At 66.3% G+C, this 18621-nt stretch carries 17 protein-coding genes; 7 read left to right on the top strand and 10 right to left on the bottom strand.

Annotated elements, in window-relative coordinates; genetic code table 11:
- Positions 1-26: 26 nt before the first annotated feature.
- The 8 genes from AB1281_RS22125 to AB1281_RS22090 all read right to left on the bottom strand — a co-directional run bounded on the left by AB1281_RS22125 (position 27) and on the right by AB1281_RS22090 (position 9655).
- The gene (locus tag AB1281_RS22125) at positions 27-779 is read right to left on the bottom strand and encodes an HAD family hydrolase (protein WP_430347049.1); all 753 of its coding nucleotides are present in this window, start codon (positions 777-779) and stop codon (positions 27-29) included.
- Positions 780-824: 45 nt separating this feature from the next.
- Positions 825-1334, bottom strand: a complete 510-nt coding sequence (locus AB1281_RS22120; protein ID WP_430344907.1) for a DinB family protein — start codon at positions 1332-1334, stop codon at positions 825-827.
- A gap of 104 nt (positions 1335-1438) precedes the next feature.
- Positions 1439-1849: an EF-hand domain-containing protein gene (locus AB1281_RS22115; RefSeq protein WP_014035758.1), complete on the bottom strand. Its 411-nt coding sequence runs from the start codon at positions 1847-1849 to the stop codon at positions 1439-1441.
- 232 nt (positions 1850-2081) lie between these two features.
- On the bottom strand, positions 2082-2453 hold the full coding sequence (locus AB1281_RS22110; protein WP_430347048.1) for a hypothetical protein: 372 nt from the start codon (positions 2451-2453) through the stop codon (positions 2082-2084).
- A 381-nt stretch (positions 2454-2834) separates the two neighbouring features.
- Positions 2835-3548 (bottom strand): M15 family metallopeptidase, encoded by a 714-nt coding sequence (locus AB1281_RS22105; RefSeq protein WP_075675530.1) that lies wholly within the window; start codon positions 3546-3548, stop codon positions 2835-2837.
- Positions 3481-5034 (bottom strand): serine hydrolase, encoded by a 1554-nt coding sequence (locus AB1281_RS22100; RefSeq protein ID WP_430347047.1) that lies wholly within the window; start codon positions 5032-5034, stop codon positions 3481-3483. The genes AB1281_RS22105 and AB1281_RS22100 overlap by 68 nt, the downstream gene beginning before the upstream one ends.
- A 55-nt stretch (positions 5035-5089) precedes the next feature.
- A complete protein-coding gene (locus tag AB1281_RS22095; RefSeq protein WP_049421177.1) occupies positions 5090-8113 on the bottom strand; it encodes a TonB-dependent receptor in 3024 nt (1007 codons plus the stop codon).
- Between the two features lie 51 nt (positions 8114-8164).
- Complete coding sequence (locus AB1281_RS22090) at positions 8165-9655, bottom strand: transglutaminase-like domain-containing protein (RefSeq protein WP_430347046.1); 1491 nt, start codon at positions 9653-9655, stop codon at positions 8165-8167.
- A 132-nt stretch (positions 9656-9787) separates the two neighbouring features.
- On the opposite strand from AB1281_RS22090, the gene AB1281_RS22085 reads away from it, so the two are divergent.
- The 6 genes from AB1281_RS22085 to AB1281_RS22060 all read left to right on the top strand — a co-directional run bounded on the left by AB1281_RS22085 (position 9788) and on the right by AB1281_RS22060 (position 16074).
- On the top strand, positions 9788-11227 hold the full coding sequence (locus AB1281_RS22085) for an SH3 domain-containing protein (RefSeq protein WP_430347045.1): 1440 nt from the start codon (positions 9788-9790) through the stop codon (positions 11225-11227).
- Complete coding sequence (locus AB1281_RS22080; RefSeq protein ID WP_430347044.1) at positions 11224-12318, top strand: dipeptide epimerase; 1095 nt, start codon at positions 11224-11226, stop codon at positions 12316-12318. Before AB1281_RS22085 ends, AB1281_RS22080 begins: the two co-directional genes overlap by 4 nt.
- Before the next feature lie 373 nt (positions 12319-12691).
- Positions 12692-13540 carry a MurR/RpiR family transcriptional regulator gene (locus AB1281_RS22075; protein WP_164117747.1) on the top strand — a complete coding sequence of 283 codons (849 nt, stop codon included), beginning with the start codon at positions 12692-12694 and terminating at the stop codon, positions 13538-13540.
- 15 nt (positions 13541-13555) lie between these two features.
- Complete coding sequence (locus AB1281_RS22070) at positions 13556-14317, top strand: L,D-transpeptidase family protein (protein ID WP_430347043.1); 762 nt, start codon at positions 13556-13558, stop codon at positions 14315-14317.
- A complete protein-coding gene (locus AB1281_RS22065) occupies positions 14314-15609 on the top strand; it encodes an APC family permease (RefSeq protein ID WP_014035748.1) in 1296 nt (431 codons plus the stop codon). Before AB1281_RS22070 ends, AB1281_RS22065 begins: the two co-directional genes overlap by 4 nt.
- 141 nt (positions 15610-15750) lie before the next feature.
- Entirely contained in the window at positions 15751-16074 is a 324-nt protein-coding gene (locus AB1281_RS22060; protein WP_430347042.1) for a hypothetical protein, read from the top strand.
- Positions 16075-16181: 107 nt separating this feature from the next.
- Here the strand turns inward: AB1281_RS22060 and yiaA are convergent, their stop codons facing one another.
- Positions 16182-16634, bottom strand: coding sequence for an inner membrane protein YiaA (gene yiaA / locus AB1281_RS22055; RefSeq protein ID WP_100471068.1), 453 nt, complete (start codon positions 16632-16634; stop codon positions 16182-16184).
- 169 nt (positions 16635-16803) lie between these two features.
- On the opposite strand from yiaA, the gene AB1281_RS22050 reads away from it, so the two are divergent.
- The gene (locus AB1281_RS22050) at positions 16804-17970 is read left to right on the top strand and encodes a PQQ-dependent sugar dehydrogenase (protein ID WP_430347041.1); all 1167 of its coding nucleotides are present in this window, start codon (positions 16804-16806) and stop codon (positions 17968-17970) included.
- A 70-nt stretch (positions 17971-18040) separates the two neighbouring features.
- Here AB1281_RS22050 and AB1281_RS22045 read toward each other — a convergent pair whose 3' ends face one another.
- Positions 18041-18595: a hypothetical protein gene (locus tag AB1281_RS22045; RefSeq protein WP_014035743.1), complete on the bottom strand. Its 555-nt coding sequence runs from the start codon at positions 18593-18595 to the stop codon at positions 18041-18043.
- Between the last annotated feature and the right edge of the window lie 26 nt (positions 18596-18621).

Here is an 18621-nt window from a genome sequence, read left to right as displayed (position 1 = left end):
GATTCTGCCGCAGCCGCCGCGCCCTGTCAGGCCGCTGCAGCGGCCTTGGCCTCGATCGCCGCCAGTGCAGCCGGCCAGTCGTGGGCGGTATCGGCGGTGACCATGCGCGGTTCATCGTCGGCCACGCCATGCTGGGTCTCGTGGGCCCAGGTCACCGCGTACGGGGTATGCACGCCCCAGCCACCCAGGGTCACCACCGGCTCGATGTCCGAGCGCAGCGAGTTGCCGACCATCACGAAGCGCTGCATCGGCAGGTCGAATTCGGCCAGCACGCGGGCGTAGGTCTCCGGGTCCTTCTCGGAAACGATCTCGATGCGCGGGAACAGCTCGGCCAGGTTGGCCACCTTGATCTTCGCTTCCTGGTGGAACAGGTCGCCCTTGGTGATCAGCACTACCGGGTAGTGCTCGGCGATGGCCGCCACCGCTTCGCGCACGCCGTCGATCAGCTCGACCGGGTGGCGCAGGGTGTCATGGCCGATCTCCAGGATGCGCTGGATGTCCTTGGCCTCGATGCGCTGGCCGGTGATGTCGATGGCCGCTTCGATCATCGACAGCGTCATGCTCTTCACGCCGTAACCGAAGGTGCCCAGGTGGCGCTGCTGCACTTCCAGCAGGTGGCGCGCGGTCTGGGTGTCATGCACGTCGACGTAGCGCGACAGCAGGTCAAGATAATCCTGCTCGGCCTTGCGGTAGTAGTCCTCGCTCTTCCACAGCGTGTCGTCACCGTCAAAACCGACCAGGCCGATGGCGCGCGACGGCGCAGGCGTGGGGGTAGTCATCGCACAAGGATACCGCCGTCCCGGCACGTGGGACACCGGGCAGGCTCAGTCGCCGTGCTGGCGCTGGTAGACCAGCAGGTCCAGTGCCGGGGCCTGGCCGGTCAGTTGGGTCAGCAGGGTATGTACCTGGCCGCGGTGATGGGTCTGGTGGTTGAACCAGTGTGCCAACCCGGCGTCCACCCGCTGCAGCTGCGGTTCGGGCGTGGACACGCGTCGATAGGCGACACGGGTCGCCAAGGCCGCATCGGACAGCCCGAGCACGAACGCGACGATGCCGGCATCCTCCTCGATCCGCGCCTGACGCAGCGCGGTGAAATCGGTGAACAGCAGCGTGTCCAGTGCATAGCCGGTATCGCCTTGCCCGGCCAGCCGGCGCAGCCAGATGCGATCCGTCACCAGCAGGTGGTTGAGCGTACGTTCGACGGAACCGAAGAACGCGCCGCACGGCCTTCGGTAGTCCTCGTCGGGCAGTGGCTCCACGGCGGCGTACAGGCGCTGGTTGGCCCAGGCGTTGTAGCGGGCCATGGTCTCGAAATGGCGCTTGAGGGTTGCCATGCGCGGATGGTCGTGCCCGGCGCAGGCGCCGTCAATACGGCAAAACCCGGGCGGCCGCAGCCGCCCGGGTCCCCATGCACCGGTCTTCCCGAATCAGGTCTGGATCAGCGGCCCTGCGCCGCGCCGGCACCAGCGCCGGCCTGCTGCGCGGCCACGTAGGCCTTGTACTCGTCGGCGCTCAGCTCGCCGTCCTTGTTGGTATCGGCCTGGTCGAACACCTGGGCCAGGCCGGCGTTCACCTGCGCCTCGGTCTTGCTGATGGTGCCGTTGCCATCGGTATCGATGCTGGCCCAGGTCTGGCCACCGCCGTTGGCCTGCGCCGATGCCGCTGCGGCCGCGTCGGTCGCCTGGTCAGCCGCCTGCCCGGCCTGTGCCGCCGCCTGCTGGGCCTGCGCCGCTTCATTCTGCGCATGCGCGGCCTGCTGCTTGGCCGACTGTGCCATCGCCGGTATGGCCAGCACACTGCCGGCGGCGACGATCAGGGCGATCAGGGGCTTGCGGTTGCGAATAGTCATCAGGGGTGTCTCCTACCAATTGGGTGGTGTTGCGCGGCCTGTTGCTTCCGCACGGCACCTACCCTGCCACCGCCTTTCTGAATCGATTTTGGGCCGCGGCCAGCCTCCACACGCGCGATTAACCACTCGCCTCCACGCATGCTTTAGCGCGCTGGTTAGCGGGGAGTGAGTGGCTCATGAGATGCGCATTCAGCGCCTCTGGATTTAACCGGCAGGCAACGAAAAACCTGCGTCAGTCGACGGTTTTTTCCAATGACCGCGAACTGAACAACACCCATCCCAGGGCGACACCGGCGAGTGCGCCGGCGATTTCCAGCACGACACGGCTACCGAGTTCGTTCGGATCGTGGATGGTGGCGAGGAACAGGCGCGCGTACAGCGGCGACTCCAGCCGCACGATGCCCATGTAGAACAGCTTCCACGCGTCGATGCCGGCGGAGGCCACCACCGAGATGACGCAGGACCAGCCGATCGCATGCCCCACCGACCAGTGCAGCAGCCGGCACAGCCACGACCACAGGAAATACACCAGCAGGCCGACCAGCAGGGCGATGGCGCCGGCCTCCAGGGTGCCGAGCAGGCCGAAGTGCAGGGGAAGGTTCATCGGGCGGGCTGGGATGAGAAGGCGGCCAGTGTAAGGGATCTGCCCCGGACCCGATCCGGTGGCCACGGTAGATCCACGCCATGCGTGGATGAATCTCCATCGAGATCGAATATCTCGACGATTGAAAAAAGAGCAGCCGAGCATGGGCTCGGCTTTACAACGGACTCCGCGGGAAACTGTCAGAGGCGGGGCGGTGCCGGAGTGCGGGGTGTCAGCCGCATGGATGCGGCTGCCAAGCCTCCATGGACGGATTTACGGTGTCCCCGCACTCCGGCACCGCCCCGCCAACCCACGGAACGCACGCTGTTGCTGTTGCTCCTGATGTTGCCGGCCAGCGGCCGGCACTACCGCGGGTGCAGGGCGCAGCCCTGCCGAAACCCCCTAGAGCACCGGAACGTCGTACGCGGTGCCGGGATCCGGTTCCGGCTGCAGGGTGTAGTGCCACCACTCCTGCGGATAATTGACGAAGCCCCGCCGCGCCATCGCGCGCACCAGCTGCTGGCGGTTCGCCTGCTGTGCATCGCTCAACCCGCTGGTCTGCGTATGCGCGCGCGGCCCGAAGAAATCGAAGTCGGTGCCCATGTCCAGCGGCGTACATGCACCACTGCGGCAATCCAGCAGCCCCAGATCGACCGTGGCGCCGCGGCTGTGTCCGGAACGTTCGGCGATGTAGCCGTCAGCCAGCAGCCGCGGCTTGTCCAGATCCGGGTACTGCAATGCCTTGCGCGAGCGCTCGCGCGGGTCGTTCACCCAGGCCATGAAGGCCTGCACCGAGCGCACCGGGCGGTAGCAGTCGTAGATCCGCAGGCCGAATCCATCCGCACGCAGGTCCTGTTCCACCTGCGCCAGCGCCTTCGCCACCGGCGCCAGCAGGTAGCACGAGGGCGCCTCGTAACCCGGTACGCGCGCGCCGGTGAAGTTGTTGGCGCTGGCGTAGCGGATATCCATCTCGATGCGTGGCGACAGCGAACGGATCTCGACCAGACCGGCACTGGCGGCGTCGATCGCCGGCGAAACGCGCGGCGGCTCAGCGGCGCTGGCGCTCGCTGCCAGGGCAGTCGCCAGTACGAGTGAAATGCAGGTCCTGGAAGTCATAGCTGAAGTCGATGTCCGGGTCGATGGCACGCAGGTCTAGTGTGGGCGGCGCACCGTCACCGGGCTGCAGCCAGGCCTGTGCGTCTTCGCCCAGCGTATCCCAGCGCAGCAGCCAACGCCCCTGCAACTGCAGCACCGTGGCCTGCAGTCGGGGCGACTTGTCGACGCTGAAACGCAGGCCGTCCGCGCCCGGGCACAGTGAGGCCGGGCCCAGCCACGGATCGCGGTAACGACCCTGCCAGCGGGACAGGTCCGTGCGGCTCGTCACCTGCGCCGCAGCGGTGGATGGCCGCGAATGGCCGCTCGCGGCCCGCGTTGCCTGGTCCGCCTTCAGTTCGGCCAGGTACTCCATCGCCGGACGCGCATCGTCGGGGGTGGTGAAGCGCTTCAGCGCTGCCTGCATCAGCGCTGTGCGTGCATCCTCGCCTTCACCGTTGATCAGCATCACCACACCCACCTTCCGGTCGGGCAGCAGCGCCAGCGACGAGTACATGCCCGACAGCGTGCCGGTGTGCGCTACCTTCCACTGCCCGTCCATGTCCGACACGCGCCAGCCGTAACCGTAGCCGTAGAAATGCGCGTTGTCCCAGCGCTGCTGGCGTTCACCCAACGGCATCGGCATGTGCAGGGTCCACAGCGTGCGGCGTTGCGTGCTGTCCAGCCAGTCCGGCACCACGGCAGGATCCAGCAGTACCTGCATCCAGCGCGTCATGTCGCGCAGCGAGCAACGGATGCCACCGGCCGCCATCGACGGCAGGTCCGGGCTGATATCACCGTCGGCGTTCACCACCTCATTGCGATCACCACGCCATGCATGCGGCTGCGCGACATTGCCCACGCGTTTCACCGACCAGGCCCCGACCTGACAGCGGGTCATGCCGAGTGGTTCGAACACCTGCTCGCGCATCAGCTGGTCATAGGGTTTGCCACCGGCCGCAGCGGCCACTTCCCCGGCCACCACGTACATCAGGTTGTCGTAGGCATAGTGGCTGCGGAAGCTGCTGACCGGCTTGAGGTGCGCCAGTCCGGCGATGATGTCGGCACGGGTGAACGTGTTCGGTTCCGGCCACAGCATCAGGTCGCCGGCGCCCAGGCCGAGACCGCTGCTGTGGATCAGCAGGTCGCGCACCTGCATCTGCTGGCCGACCCATGCGTCCTGCATGCGGAACCCGGGCAGGTACCGCTGCACCGGATCATCCCAGCGCAGCTTGCCCTGCTGCACCAGCCGCGCCAGCAACGCGGCGGTCATCGCCTTGCTGTTGGAGGCGATCTTGAACAGGGTGTCCTCGTCGATGCGGCCGCCATCGCCGCGCGCCCCTTCCGCATGGCGATAGACCACGCGCCCGTTCTCGACTACTGCCATGGCCAGCCCGGGCAGATGCTCGACGCGGACCACGGCGGCGATATCCGCATCGATGGATGCGGTATCGACCGCCGAAGCGGAGGGTGCGGCCAGTGCCGCCGCGAGGATCAGCAGATGATGCATGCACGCTTCCCTTCCAATGCCCGCGCCGCCCACACGGACGGCACGGGATGCAGCCTCAGAAATTCCAGGTCACCACCAACTGTGTATAGCGCGGAGCCTGCCAGCGCGTCCCGGTGGCGAACGTCGCCTCGCGGTACTGGCCGGGCTGCGCTTCATAGCGCTGGTGCACGTTGATGGTCTTCTGATTGTTGAACAGGTTGTAGACCGACAGCCGTGCGCTGAGGTCGATGCCTTCCACCGGCAAACGCCACGTCACATTGGCGCCCATGGTCCACGTCCATGGCAGGCGACCGAACGCGCCGCGCGGACTGTACTCGAACTGTCGCTGGTTGTATGGGCCGGAGCAGTTGGCCACGCACAGCCAACCGGTGCCACCGCCACTACCTTCACTGGAGGTACTGCCACCGGCGATGGAGTCGTTTGGCCACATCACGCCATACGCAGTGATCGGGCCACCGGACTGCACCTGCAACGTGGTGCCAAAGGACCATTGCTTGTTCAGTGCGTACGCAGCTCGCAGCTTGAACTGGTGGCGGAAGTCGTTGAACAGTACGCCGTAGCGCTCGTTGGTGGCGGGGTGGTCCCAGAACTGGACCATGCCGGTATCACCGTAGTTGGTATCGGAGTTCACTGGTCCTTCGAAGTTGCCTTCACTCTTCGACCACAGGTAGGACGCGTTGAACATCCACTTCTCGTCCCATGCACGGTCGATCTGGAACTCCAGCGCCTTGTAGGTACGCTTGGGCTTGGAGTAACCGATTACCTCGCCGCTGCCGCCCTTGCGATAGCCCCTGTTGGCGGTATCGATGGTGATCCAGCCTTCGTTGGCGCAGCCGATGCTCTTGTCGCCCCAGATTGTCAGGCTCTCGCCCGGATTGGCGATCGGCCACAGCGTGCTCGGGGTCGGGCCGCACGGGGTGTAGTTGATGCGGATGTCATCCAGCGCACGGGTCATCCGTCGATAGGTGGCGTTGACGCCCCAGGACCACGCCTGGTTGATCATGTTCTGGAAGCCCAGGATGTACTCGTCCTGGTAGACCGCCTTGAGATCGCGGTCCACGCTCTGGCGCAGGTCGGCACCGCCGGTGTTCATGCGGGTGTCGGTCGGCCCGATCTGCTGGCCGACGATCGGTGCCATGTACGGCGAGCCTGTCGGCGAGGTCTTCTGTTCCCAGCCATTGAGCACGTAATAGCTGTATTCGTCGGTGAGACCACCGGCGAAGTTCACGTTGATGTTGTTGGTAACCGGCAGGTAGTAGCGGCCGGCGTTGCCGAAGAGCTTGGTGCTGCCATCACCGCGCATGTCCCACGAGAAGCCCACACGCGGCGCGACCAGGTCGTCCATCTTGATGAACGCCTTGCCGGCGGCGGTGCGGTTTTCGAAACGGTCCCAGCGCACGCCGAGGTTGAGCATCAGGTTCGGAGTGATGTTCCAGATGTCTTCCACGTAGAAGGCATTGGCTTCAGTCTCGAACGTGCCTCCCGACTTGCGGTTGCGCGCACGCAGCATTTCGGTAACGCCTGCTGGCACGTAGGCATTGGCACCGTCCCAGACTTCATCGCCAGGTCGCGCTACGTAGGCCGTGTAGCTCAACTCGGTCGGACCGGGGTAGCGGGTGGACTGCTTTGTGGTCATCAGCTCACGGTCGACACCGAAGCGTAGCAGGTGATCACCCAGCTGCCATTCGAAGTCCAGTCGCGCCACGTCACGGGTATCGTCACGCTCGGCCACTGCCGTGCCGGTGGGGTGGCAGCCTGCGCGCAGGCCCTGCAGCTTGCCCAGGCGCGGGCCGTAGGTGCTGTCGGTGAACACCGGGCTGCACGCCTGATCCAGCGACGAATTGGTGAACGCACGCTGGTTGTTCTGGCCGACCATGGCGCGGGCGGTGAAGTTCTGGCCGAAGTGGCCGGTATAGGTGGCCGACCAGTTGCGACCACCCGTCTCGGTGACCGAATCACCGCCCCATGCACCGAGCTGGTCTGCGTTCCAGTTGTAGCCATACGAGGCGTTGGTGACGTCACCTTCGTCGGAGAACGCCAGCAGCGCCAGGCTGTGGTTGTCGTTGATGTTCCAGTCCAGCTTGGTGCCCCAGAAGCCGTTGCCGGAATCATTCTTGAACCAGGTACTGCCATCGGACGAGGTGTTGTGCCCTTTGTCACTGCGGTCTTCATACATCGCGAACAGGAACAGCTTGTCCTTGATGATCGGACCGGAGCCCCACACGTTGGTCTTCAGGAACGAGTTGTTGTCGCGGCTGCCATACGAATGCGGGGTTCCATCACGATGGAAGTGGTCGCCGCCGCTGGAGCGCCATGCACTGGGTTCAGCGGTGACTTCCACGCCGCCTTCGAACTCGTTGCTGCCCGAACGGGTCACCGCATTGATCACGCCACCGGTGGAGCGGCCGAACTCGACCGAGTATCCGCCGGTCTTGACCTGAAACTCCTTGAAGAAGGCGAACGGCGCGGTACTGAAGCCGCGACGGGTGTACATGTCGGTGACATTCAGGCCATTGATGAAGACGGCATTTTCAGCCACCGACGAGCCGGCGAAGGACAAGCCACCAAAGGACGAGTTGCCGCCGACCACGCCAGGCGCCATCAGTGCGACCGCAGACAGGTCCTGCGCCACAGGAAGGCGCGAGATTTCCTGTCGATTGATGTTGAAGGATGTTTCGGTGGAATAGACATCCACGCGATTGACCACGCGTGTGCCGACCACCTGCAGTGCATCGAGATTGGTGACGCCGCCGCCGCTTGCCAGATTGACCGTGGTGGTGCCGCCGATCGCGACGCTGACAGCAACCTGATCACCCAGCTTCTGGCCATCACGGCTGAGCTGCAACTGGTAGTCGCCCACCGGTAGCTGGCCAAGGCGATAGCTGCCATCGGCACCGACCGTGACAGAGCGGGTCAGGCCCGTGCTGTTGCTGACCACGGTCACCTGATCACCGGCGGTGGCGCGGCCCGCCACCGCGCCGCTCACGTTCTGCGCCATTGCTGTGCCGGGCAGCATCATGCCCAGACACGCCCCGAGGGCGACGCACAACGCCGCCCGCTTGATGCTGTAAGCCTTCATCCCCTGCTCTCTCCTGCAAGAATTGAATGGTGTGGAGTGCGATGTGTCGCGCTAGCGTTGCCTGGCTGGCAGTACCCGCCACTGGAAGTCGTAGCTCCATTGGTCGAAGTACAGGTTGCCGCCTGCCCACTCGGCCTCGCCGCGCTGCGAGTCGACCGTTTCCGAGCGGAAGTGCTGCTTGGCCGGCACGAAGGGCTGGCCGAAATCATCGTTGAAGGCGATGCGGTAGCCGTCGAGGCCACCCAGGTAGAAATCGCGCAGGGCCGGCACGTCGCTGGCCAGTGCCCCGGTGGTCACGTCCATCGGCAGCCAGCCATACGGCGCCAGGTAGACCTGCCCCCAGTCATGCAGGTTGTTGTAGCCGCTGCCATCGTCGGAGAACACCATGCCCGACTGCCAGCGCGCGGGAATGCCGTTCAGGCGCAGCAACGCTATCAGCAGCAGGGTCTGCTGCCCGCAGTCGGCATGGCCGGAACGCAGCGCGTAATCGCTGATGTTGCTGATCGTGGAGTATTCGCGCGCACCGGCCCAGGGAATGCGGTCGACCGCAGCAAACAGCTTGCGCACCACTTCATACGGGCGCGTCTCGCCCTGCAGCACCTGGTCGGAGAACAGCTTCAGCGCAGGGGTGAAGCGCACATGCGGCAGCTGCTCGGCCAGATAGGGCTTCAACGCCGGATCAGCCGGGGTCGGCCGCACCCTGGCCGGATCGATCGCGGTATGCCGGGCGAAGATCGTGACCGCGTAGCGGACCTCGAAGCGGGTCGGCTGCCCAGCCACCGCTTTGGCTTCCAGATAGGCCGTGCGTTGCAAGGTGCTGGCCGGTGCCACCCGCGCCTTGCCCGGGCTGCCGCCCAGCCACTGCACCTGCTCCTGCTGTCCCGGGATTTCGCGCGGGTACGGAATCCAGGCGCGTACGGTTTCGCCGGCCGGCACGGCATCGGCTTTCACTGTGAGCGACTGGGTGAATTCAATGCGCTGCGGCAGCACCGACGCCTGGCCACTCTGTTCGGCTGCGGCAACCGCGCGCGCGTGGTGGGCGTTGAGCACTTCGTTGGGGCCCGGAGGCGGCATCGGTGCATCCGCGCGGCGGCGTGCACGCGCCTCATCACTGAGCAGGAACAGGTTCGATGGTGCGCGCTTGAAGTACCAGCGCGTGCCATCGATGTCGAGGTGTTCGATCAGTCCAAGCTGGTCCCAGCGTGCGAATTCCTCGTCGGTCAGGTCGGGAATCCAGCGGCGCACGGCAGACTTGACGGCGGCTTCGTCGAGGGAAAAATCCAGGCGGATGCGGCGCATGCGCTCTTCCTGGAACGCGATGTCGTCGAAACTGACGCCAGGCTCCGCCGCGTCCGCAGCCGACCAGGTGTTCAGTTCGCTGCCGGCTTCGGAGAACCGTCCCGCGTCGATCATCTGCACGACCCGCGCAAACTGGATGGCCGAGGGTGGCGGCTCCGCTCCCGCCGACCACGCCCACAGCAGCAGCGCGGCACACAGGCCGGCAGTGGCAGGCAGACGTGGTTTGCGAACGGCAGGATCCACAGCGACACTTCCCCAGCGCGGGTGGTAACGGCTGTGTAACACGGGCCGGGATGCTGGTCAATAATTTATTCTTGCTTTCGTGGCCAAAAGGAATAAATATTCCAAAAGGCATTCGAGGAGGGTGTGCAGCGCATGATCCTGGCTTCCCGCGAACGGCATCGGCATTGGCCACGCCGCTTGACCCTGGCCCTGTGCCTGCTGGCCGCACCAGCCCTTTCACAGGCAGCCCCGTCACCCGATCCCGGCGCACCGCTGCCCTATGTGATCGGCCTGCACGAGGCCTACCTCACCCCGCAGTACTGGGCCGCGCGCCTGGACAACGCCGACGTGCCGGTCCTGGACCGCAGCCAGATCGAGGCACAGAACGCGCGGATGCGGGCACAGGACAGCCACATCCAGGACATCGCCGCATTGCCAGCCCAGCTTGATGCGGCGACGGTGCGTGCCAGCATCACCGCGCTGTCGAGCTGGCCCAGCCGCACCCTGTACAACGACAAGGGCCAGGCCATCACGCCGGCACTGCGCAGCACGATCGAAGCAAACCTGGGCCTCGATGGGATTCCCGCCCGGACGGCACCGCAGTATGGGCTGGTGGTGAAGCGCGCAGCTCTGCGCACCTTCCCAACCCGCGAGCGCGTCTTCAGCAGCATCGGCGATACCGACATCGATCGCTTCCAGGAATCGGCGCTGTTCCCCGGCGACAAGATTGCCGTGGTCCATCGCAGCGCCGACGGCCACTGGCTGTTCGTGCACAGCGAGCGCTACAGCGCATGGATCGAGTCCGATGCCATCGCCAGCGGCGACAAAGCCACCGTGCTCGGCTATGGCGCCAAAGGCCCGTACCGGATCGTCACCGGTGCCACCGCGCAGACCGCCTACACCCCGGAAGAACCGCGCGTCTCGCGCCTGCAGCTGGACATGGGCGTGCGCCTGCCGGTACTGGCCGGCTGGCCTGCTTCAGAGCCGGTGAACGGCCAGCAGGCGCATGCGTCGTGGGTGGTGCAGTTGCCGGTACGCGAAGCCGACGGTCGGTTGAAGCTGGTGCCGGCGCTGCTGCCACGTTCGCAGGACACCGCCGCCGACTACCTGCCGCTGACCCCACGCCTGCTGCTGCAGCAGGCCTTCAAGTTCCTCGGCGAGCGCTACGGCTGGGGCCACGACTACGACACCCGCGACTGCAGCGGCTTCGTATCCGAGATCTACCGCAGCTTCGGCGTGCTGCTGCCACGCAATACCAGTGCACAGGCGGTCAGCCCTGCCCTGGATCGCCTGCCGTTCACCGGCAAGGACGGCAAGGCGGTGCGCGACCGCGCCGTCACCGACCTGCAGGTGGGCGATCTGGTCTACATCCCCGGCCACGTGATGATGGCCATCGGCCACGTCGACGGCCGTACCTGGGTCATCCACGATACGGCGGGCGGCAGCTGGTTCGGTGCCGACGGCACGCGCGTGCAGGCCCATCTCAATGGTGTTTCGGTCACGCCGCTGGAACCGATGATGGCCAGCGATACCGTCCGCTACATCGACCGCATCACCAACATCCAGCGCCTGCGGGCCAAGACTCCTGAATGAAGATCACCGCCATCGAACTGGGCATGCTGCGCGTGCCGTTGAAGACACCGTTCAAGACCGCCCTGCGCACGGTGGAGACCGTGGAAGACGTGGTGGTGCTGATCCGCACCGACACCGGTCACACCGGCTACGGTGAAGCCCCGGCCACCGCAGTGATCACCGGCGATACGCACGGCTCGATCATCGAAGCAATCCGCCACTTCATCGCGCCGCGCCTGATTGGCCAGGACGTGGTCAACCTCAACCATCTGTGCACGCTGGTGCAGACCGCGATGGAACGCAACACCAGCGCCAAGGCGGCGGTGGAGATCGCGCTGTATGACCTGTGGGCGCAGCTGCACGGCGCACCGCTGTACCAGATGCTCGGCGGTGGCGACCCGGTGATCACCACCGACATCACCATCAGCGTGGACTACATCGACAAGATGGTGGCCGACTCGCTGTCGGCGATCGAACGCGGCTTCGAGTCGCTGAAGATCAAGGTCGGCAAGGACATCGGCCTGGACATCGAACGGGTCAAGGCGATCCACGCCGCGGTGGAAGGCCGCGCCCTGCTGCGGCTGGATGCCAACCAGGGCTGGACCGCCAAGCAGGCGGTGCACGCGATGCGCACGCTGGAGGAAGCCGGCGTGGTTCTTGAGCTGCTCGAGCAACCGGTGAAAGCAGCCGACATCAGCGGCCTGAAGTACGTCACCGACCGCGTCAACACGCCAGTGATGGCCGACGAAAGCGTGTTCAGCCCGAACCAGGTAATGGACCTGATCCAGCAGCGCGCGGCCGACATCATCAACATCAAGCTGATGAAGACCGGCGGCCTGTCCAACGCGATCCGCATCGCCGACATCGCCGGCATCTACGGCGTGCCGTGCATGATCGGCTGCATGATCGAGTCCAGCATCAGCGTGGCTGCGGCCGTGCACCTGGCCGTGGCCAAGAGCGATGTGATCACCAAGGTCGACCTGGACGGCCCCTCGCTGGGCCAGTTCGACCCGGTCAGCGGTGGCGTGCATTTCAACGAATCGGAGATCAGCATCAGCGACGTGCCGGGGCTGGGCATCACCGAAGTGCGTGGGCTGGAGATGCTGGGGTGACCCGCGCAGTCGAGCATGGCTCGACTCTACAAGAGCCCCGCGCCAGTAGATCCACGCCATGCGTGGATGCTCTTGCTTCTGCCCTGCCCCGTAACCCCTTCACGGCTGGCACGCGCGCGATGTGTCCGAGGTCGGGCGGGTGGGGCTTGCAGGGGTGTCCGCGCCATGGGCCCGAGGCATGCCTCGGGCGGGTTGGGCAGGACGCCCAACCCCGGTCTTGCCGTTTGCGCAGGACAGCGCAAACGAGCAAGCGCGGCCAAGCCTCCATGGACGGATTCACGGCGTCCCCTGCAAACCCCGCCCGCCCGACCCACTCCATGACACGCTCTACGCGACCAACCGCAACGCGCCTACCCATGCCCGGACACCCCGCATGCCGCCCCTGCTGAAGATCCGCTCCGAGCGCGGGCAGATGTCGGCCATCGAGCGCCGCATCGCCGACTTCATCCTCGACAATGCCCACCTGCTGCGCGACTACTCGTCCCAGCAGCTGGCCAGCGCGCTGGGCATCAGCCAGTCCAGCGTGGTGAAGTTCAGCCAGAAACTCGGCTTCAAGGGCTACCCGGACCTGAAGTACTCGATCGGCCAGGACGTCGCCCGCGCCGGTGCCGACCCGCAGCAGGCGCCCAGCGAACCCGACAGCGGCGATGACTACCTGCGCCTGGGCGAGGCCCTGCGCCGCAGCAAGGCGCAGGCCGAGGAGGAAACACGGCAGGCCAATCCACGCGAGGAAATCGAGCGCATCGTGCAGCTGCTCGACGGCGCACCGAAGCTGTTCGTCTACGGCCTGGGCGACGACGGCCTGTATGCCCGCGAGTTCGCCATGCGGCTGTCGCTGCTCGGCCTGTTGGTGGTACCACACACCGACCCGATCCTGATGCTGGCCAACCTGTCCGCCGCGCGCCCCGGCGATGTGCTGCTGGTGTTCTCCGAGTTCGGCAACCTGCCCCAGCTTTCGCAGCTGTCGCGGCAATTCCAGGACATGGGTGGCAAGGTGATTTCCATCACCCGCCACACCGCCAACCCGCTGCGCGCGCATGCTGATGCGGCACTGGTGGTGTGTGCGCACGACCGCACGCCGCAGGTCGCGCAGCTGCTGTACCGTAGTGCCATGCACGCCCTGCTCGATTTCCTGTTCGTGCTGCTCTGCCACGCCAATCCGGACCGCCAGCAGCAGCTCGCGGTGAACCTGGAGCGGATCGACCACCTGCTGGATTCCTGACCGGAGCGCATGTTGATGAGATCGCTGGTCCGCCTTGCCACTACCGCACTGCTGCTTGCCGCGGCGGTGTCCGTCCACGCCGCGCCACTGGACGGCGCGCGCCAGCTGATCGTGGTCACCAGCGAAGGCTGGGACAGCACCGAGGGGCAGCTGCAGGCCTATGTGCGCGACGGCAAGGGCTGGCACACGCATGGACAGGCGTTCCCGGTCGCGCTCGGCCGTACCGGCAGTGCCTGGGGCCTGGGCCTGCATCCGGCACAGGCCGAGGGTCCGCAGAAACAGGAAGGGGATGGCCGCAGCCCGGCCGGCATATTCGCGCTCGGCAGTGCATTCGGCTATGCCGTCACCCGCCCCGGCACCGCGATGCCCTACCAGCCGATGCTGGACAGCAGCTACTGCATGGACGTGCCCAGCTCGCCGTTCTACAACCGCATCGTGGATGAAAAGAAGGTCGGCAGCGCAGCGGTCAAGGGCTCCACCGAGCCGATGCGGCTGGACCTGCACAACAAGGGCGATGTGCGCTACCGGGAAGGTTTTGTCATTGCCCACAACCCGGGCAACCAGCCCGGCAAGGGCAGCTGCATCTTCGCCCATCTCTGGCGCCAGCCCGGTGAGGCCACCGCCGGCTGTACCGCCATGCCACAAGCACGCATGCAGGCACTGCTGGACTGGCTGCGGCCGCAGGATACGCCGCGCTTCGTGCTGCTGCCGCGCGCCGAGTACACGCGCCTGCAGGCCCAGTGGCAGCTGCCGGCACTGAGCGGAGATGCCCGTTGAGCGCGCAGGACGAACCGCAGCTGCAGCGCGCAGTCAGCCGCTGGCAGATCGTCGGCCTGTCGATCAATGACGTGATCGGCAGCGGCATCTACCTGCTGCCAGCCGCCACCGTCGCCCTGCTCGGCCCCTTCAGCCTGTGGGGCGTCGTCGCCGCCGGCATCGTCGTCGCGCTGCTGGTGCTCTGCTACGCGCAGGCCGCCAGCTACTTCGATGAACCCGGTGGCAGCTACCTGTACGCCCGCGAGGCATTCGGCCGTTTCGCCGGGTTCGAGATCGGCTGGATGATCTGGCTGACCCGCATCAGCTCGGCAGCCGCATTGAGCAACGCGCTGGCCGATGCGGTCGCGCGCTTCTGGCCGTGGGCCGGCGCCGGCATGGGCCGCATCGCGGTGATCGTGGTGTCGCTGGGCTTCCTCACCGGCGTCAACATCATCGGCGTGCGTTCTGCCGCGCGTACCGGCGTGGTGCTGGTGATCGGCAAGATGCTGCCGCTGCTTCTGTTCGTGGCCATCGGTGCGTTCTACATCGATCCGCAGCTGGCCTTCTCCGGCCAGCGCCCGGACCCTCATGACCTGCAGCGCATGGGTGAAGCCGCGTTGCTGCTGCTGTACGCCTACGCGGGCTTCGAGAACATCCCGGCCGCCGCCGGCGAGTACCGCAATCCGCGCCGCGATATTCCGTTCGCCCTGATCACCATGATCATCACCGTCACCGTCATCTACGGCGCGGTGCAGGTGGTGGCGCAGGGCACGCTGGCCGGCCTGTCCAGCTCGGCGACGCCGCTGGCCGATGCCGCCGCCGGCTTCGGTGGCGAGGCACTGGCACTGATCCTGACCATCGGCGCCACCATCTCCATCCTCGGCACCAACAGCAACACGATGATGATGGGCCCGCGTTTCCTGTTCGCGCTAGCGCGCGATGGCTACGGGCCGAAGATCCTGGCGCAGGTGCATCCGCGCTTCCATACCCCGGCGGCGTCGATCCTGTGCCAGGGCCTGATCGCACTCGGCCTGGCCCTGTCCGGCTCGTTCGTGCAGCTGGCCCTGCTGTCGATGACCACGCGCCTGTTCGCCTATATCGGAACAGCCGCGGCAGTACTGGTACTGGCCAAGCGCTACGCCGACCGCCCCGGTGCGTTGAAGTTGCCGGGTGGCCCGCTGATTCCGGTACTGGCGCTGCTGCTGTGCCTGGCCCTTTTCGCCAGTGCCAGCTGGCAGAACATCGCTGCTGCACTGGTCGCGTTCGCCATCGGCGCGGTGATCTACAAGCTGCCGCGCAAACCCGAACTGTAGAGTCGAGCCACGCTCGACTGGGCTTTGGGATGCATGAGTCGAGCATGGCTCGACTCTACAGACTCGCCCTTCACGCTGCCGGACCGGGCCGTTAACCGCCACGCAGGCACGATCAGGCTTCGTCCACAACGGAGCCCTCCCATGACCGAGTACCAGATTCCCGGCCGCGTACCGGACGACAGCACACCGCGCGACGCGGTCAGCAACTACTGGCGCGAGCGCTACACCGCCGAGCCGTACTACGACGACCAGCTGTTCTTCGAGGACTATGAGCCGGCCTATCGCATCGGCCACGCCGCGCGTGCGCAGGACATGATCCGCGCCTACGAGGAAGTGGAGCGCGAGCTCGAATCACGCTGGGCCAGCGAACGCGGCCGCAGTCGCCTGGACTGGGCGCAGGCACGCAACGCGGCGCGTCGTGGCTGGGAGGAAGCTCAGCTGGCGGATCCGCGGTTGAATCGATAGCGCCAGGCTGCTGTAGAGCCGAGCCTACGCGCGGCTCTCGCACCACGTCTGTAGAGTCGAGCCATGCTCGACTGAGCCGAGCATGGCTCGGCTCTACACCGGATCGATCAATCCTGTTCCGGCAGCGGCGGCACGATCGCGCTGCGCTTGCTCTCGCCACCACCGGCGGCGATCAGGTCACGGGTGTTCTTCTGCACCGCCACCGCGCCGAACAGCGACAGCGCGTACGCCATGCCATAGAAGCCCTTCTCGCTCGGCGCCAGCGTGGCATTCCACAGGCCGACCAGCAGCAGCATCAGCGCCGACAGCAGCGCGAACCAGCACAGCGCGTAGTACAGGCCACTGACCGGAATGCCTTCGACGCGGTCGCGCACGCTCTTCTGCAGCGACACCGCCGCGAACAGGCCGAACAGCAGCAGCGTCAGGTAGTAGCCCTTCTCGTTGAGCGCCATCGTGGCGTTGAACAGGCCGATCAGGTAGGCCGCCGCACCCAGCAGCAGGGCCACCCAGGAGGCGGCAATGAAGGCGGTGGACGGCTTGTGGGGCATGGCAGTGTTCATTGCAGATCCTTGGCAGGCAGACGGGCACGCTTTGCCCGGGCGTGCCCACCCTAGACGATCCCGCTGCCGACGCACAGGGGGGCGCAGGACCTTCGGGCCACGACGGTCACCGCTGCAGTGGTATACAAGGGACAGCCCGGCCATCCGCATCCCCGCCCTGGAGATACCCATGACCCGCACGCCCCTGCTGCTCGCCCTCGGCCTCGTGCCGATCCTCGCCACCTCCGCCTGCAATGCCGCCGATCCGGCTGCCGGCGGCGCGCAGACCGCCGCACCGGCCGCTGCCGCAACCGACCAGCGCCCGTTCACCGCCACCGAAGTCAGCCGCTTCGACCAGCCCTGGGCGATGACCTTCCTGCCCGACGGCAGCCTGCTGGTCACCGAAAAGCGCGGCAAGCTGCAGCACCTGGACCTGGCCAGCGGCCAGAAACACGAGATCACCGGCGTTCCGAAGGTTGCCTACGGCGGCCAGGGTGGTTTCGGCGACCTCATCCTGCACCCGGACTTCGCCCGGAATCATGTCATTTACGTCAGCTACGCCGAGGAAGGCACGCTGGATACCCGCGGTGCCGCCGTGGCCCGGGCCACGCTGGCGCTGGACGCCAACGGCGCCGGCCAGCTGAAGGACCTGAAGGTGATCTGGCGACAGACGCCCAAGGTCAGCGGCGAGGGCCACTACGGCCACCGCCTCGCCTTCGGCCCGGACGGCAAGCTGTGGATCAGCTCCAGCGAGCGGCAGAAGTTCGATCCGGCCCAGGACATGGGCAGCAACCTCGGCAAGATCATCCGCCTCAACGATGATGGCAGCCTGCCCGCCGACAACCCGTTCGCCTCGCAGGGCGGGGTTGCCGCACAGGTGTGGTCGCTGGGCCACCGCAACATCCTGGGCATGGCCTTCGATGCCAACGGCAAGCTGTGGGCGCACGAGATGGGCCCGGCCGGCGGCGACGAACTGAACCTGATCGTGCGCGGCGCCAACTACGGCTACCCGATCGTTTCCAACGGTGACCACTACGACGGCCGCCCGATTCCCGACCACGATACCCGGCCGGAATTCGCCGCCCCGAAGGTGACCTGGACGCCGGTGATCTCGCCGGCCGGCTTCGTGATCTACAGCGGCAGCCTGTTCCCGCAGTGGAAGGGCAGCGGCTTCATCGGTGGCCTGTCCTCCACCTCACTGGTGCGCGTGGCCTTCGACGGCGACAGCGCGCGCGAAGCCGAGCGCTTCAACATGGGTGAGCGCATCCGCGAAGTGGAACAGGGCCCGGATGGCGCGCTGTGGCTGCTGGAAGATGGCAGCAAGGCGCGCCTGCTGAAGCTCACGCCGAAGACCTGACAGGGTGGAAGTGCCGGCCGCTGGCCGGCATGTTTGCCCGCAACGGCCCCGCACGCGGGGCCGTCTGCGTTCACTGGATGGTGATGACCTTCACCTCGGTCTGCGCACAGGCCTTGTCCAGGCACTGCCCGTTCAACCACACCTGCCCGTCACCGATCATCACGCCCTGCTGGTTGACGAAGACCTTGCCGAAGTCCTGCTCGGACACCGCCTTGACCACCGCCGGGGTGATGATCTTCTCGTAGTTGCGCTGGAACTCACCGGGGCCGGTGATCTTCTTTCCGCCGCTGATGTTCAACGGAAAGCGCACTTCCTCCACTACCGCAGCGCGATCACCGCCGACCACCGCAGTCTTGAATGCGTTGAAGACCTTTTCGTACTGCGCGGCATCACCGAGCACGCTCTCGATGCGCGCACGTGCATCTTCAGCAGGCGCGTCCGCTGCAGGAGCAGCCGGTGCAGTTGCAGCGGGTTCGGCAGCAGGCATCGCCGGTTCAGCCGCAGGCGTCGCAGCAGCATTGGCCTCCATCGGCGGCGGCGCATCCGCCGCAGGCTCGGCCGGCGGTGCCGGCTGCGAACAGGCCGCCAGCAACAGGGCGGGAATCAACACAGCGATCGTACGCATGCGCGGGCATCCATCGGTTCAAGAAC

Source organism: Stenotrophomonas sp. NRRL B-14846 (assembly GCF_050473585.1).
Lineage (GTDB): Bacteria > Pseudomonadota > Gammaproteobacteria > Xanthomonadales > Xanthomonadaceae > Stenotrophomonas.
The sequence above is the reverse complement of the archived record's forward strand: the minus strand, read 5'-3'. Positions and strand labels throughout refer to the sequence as shown.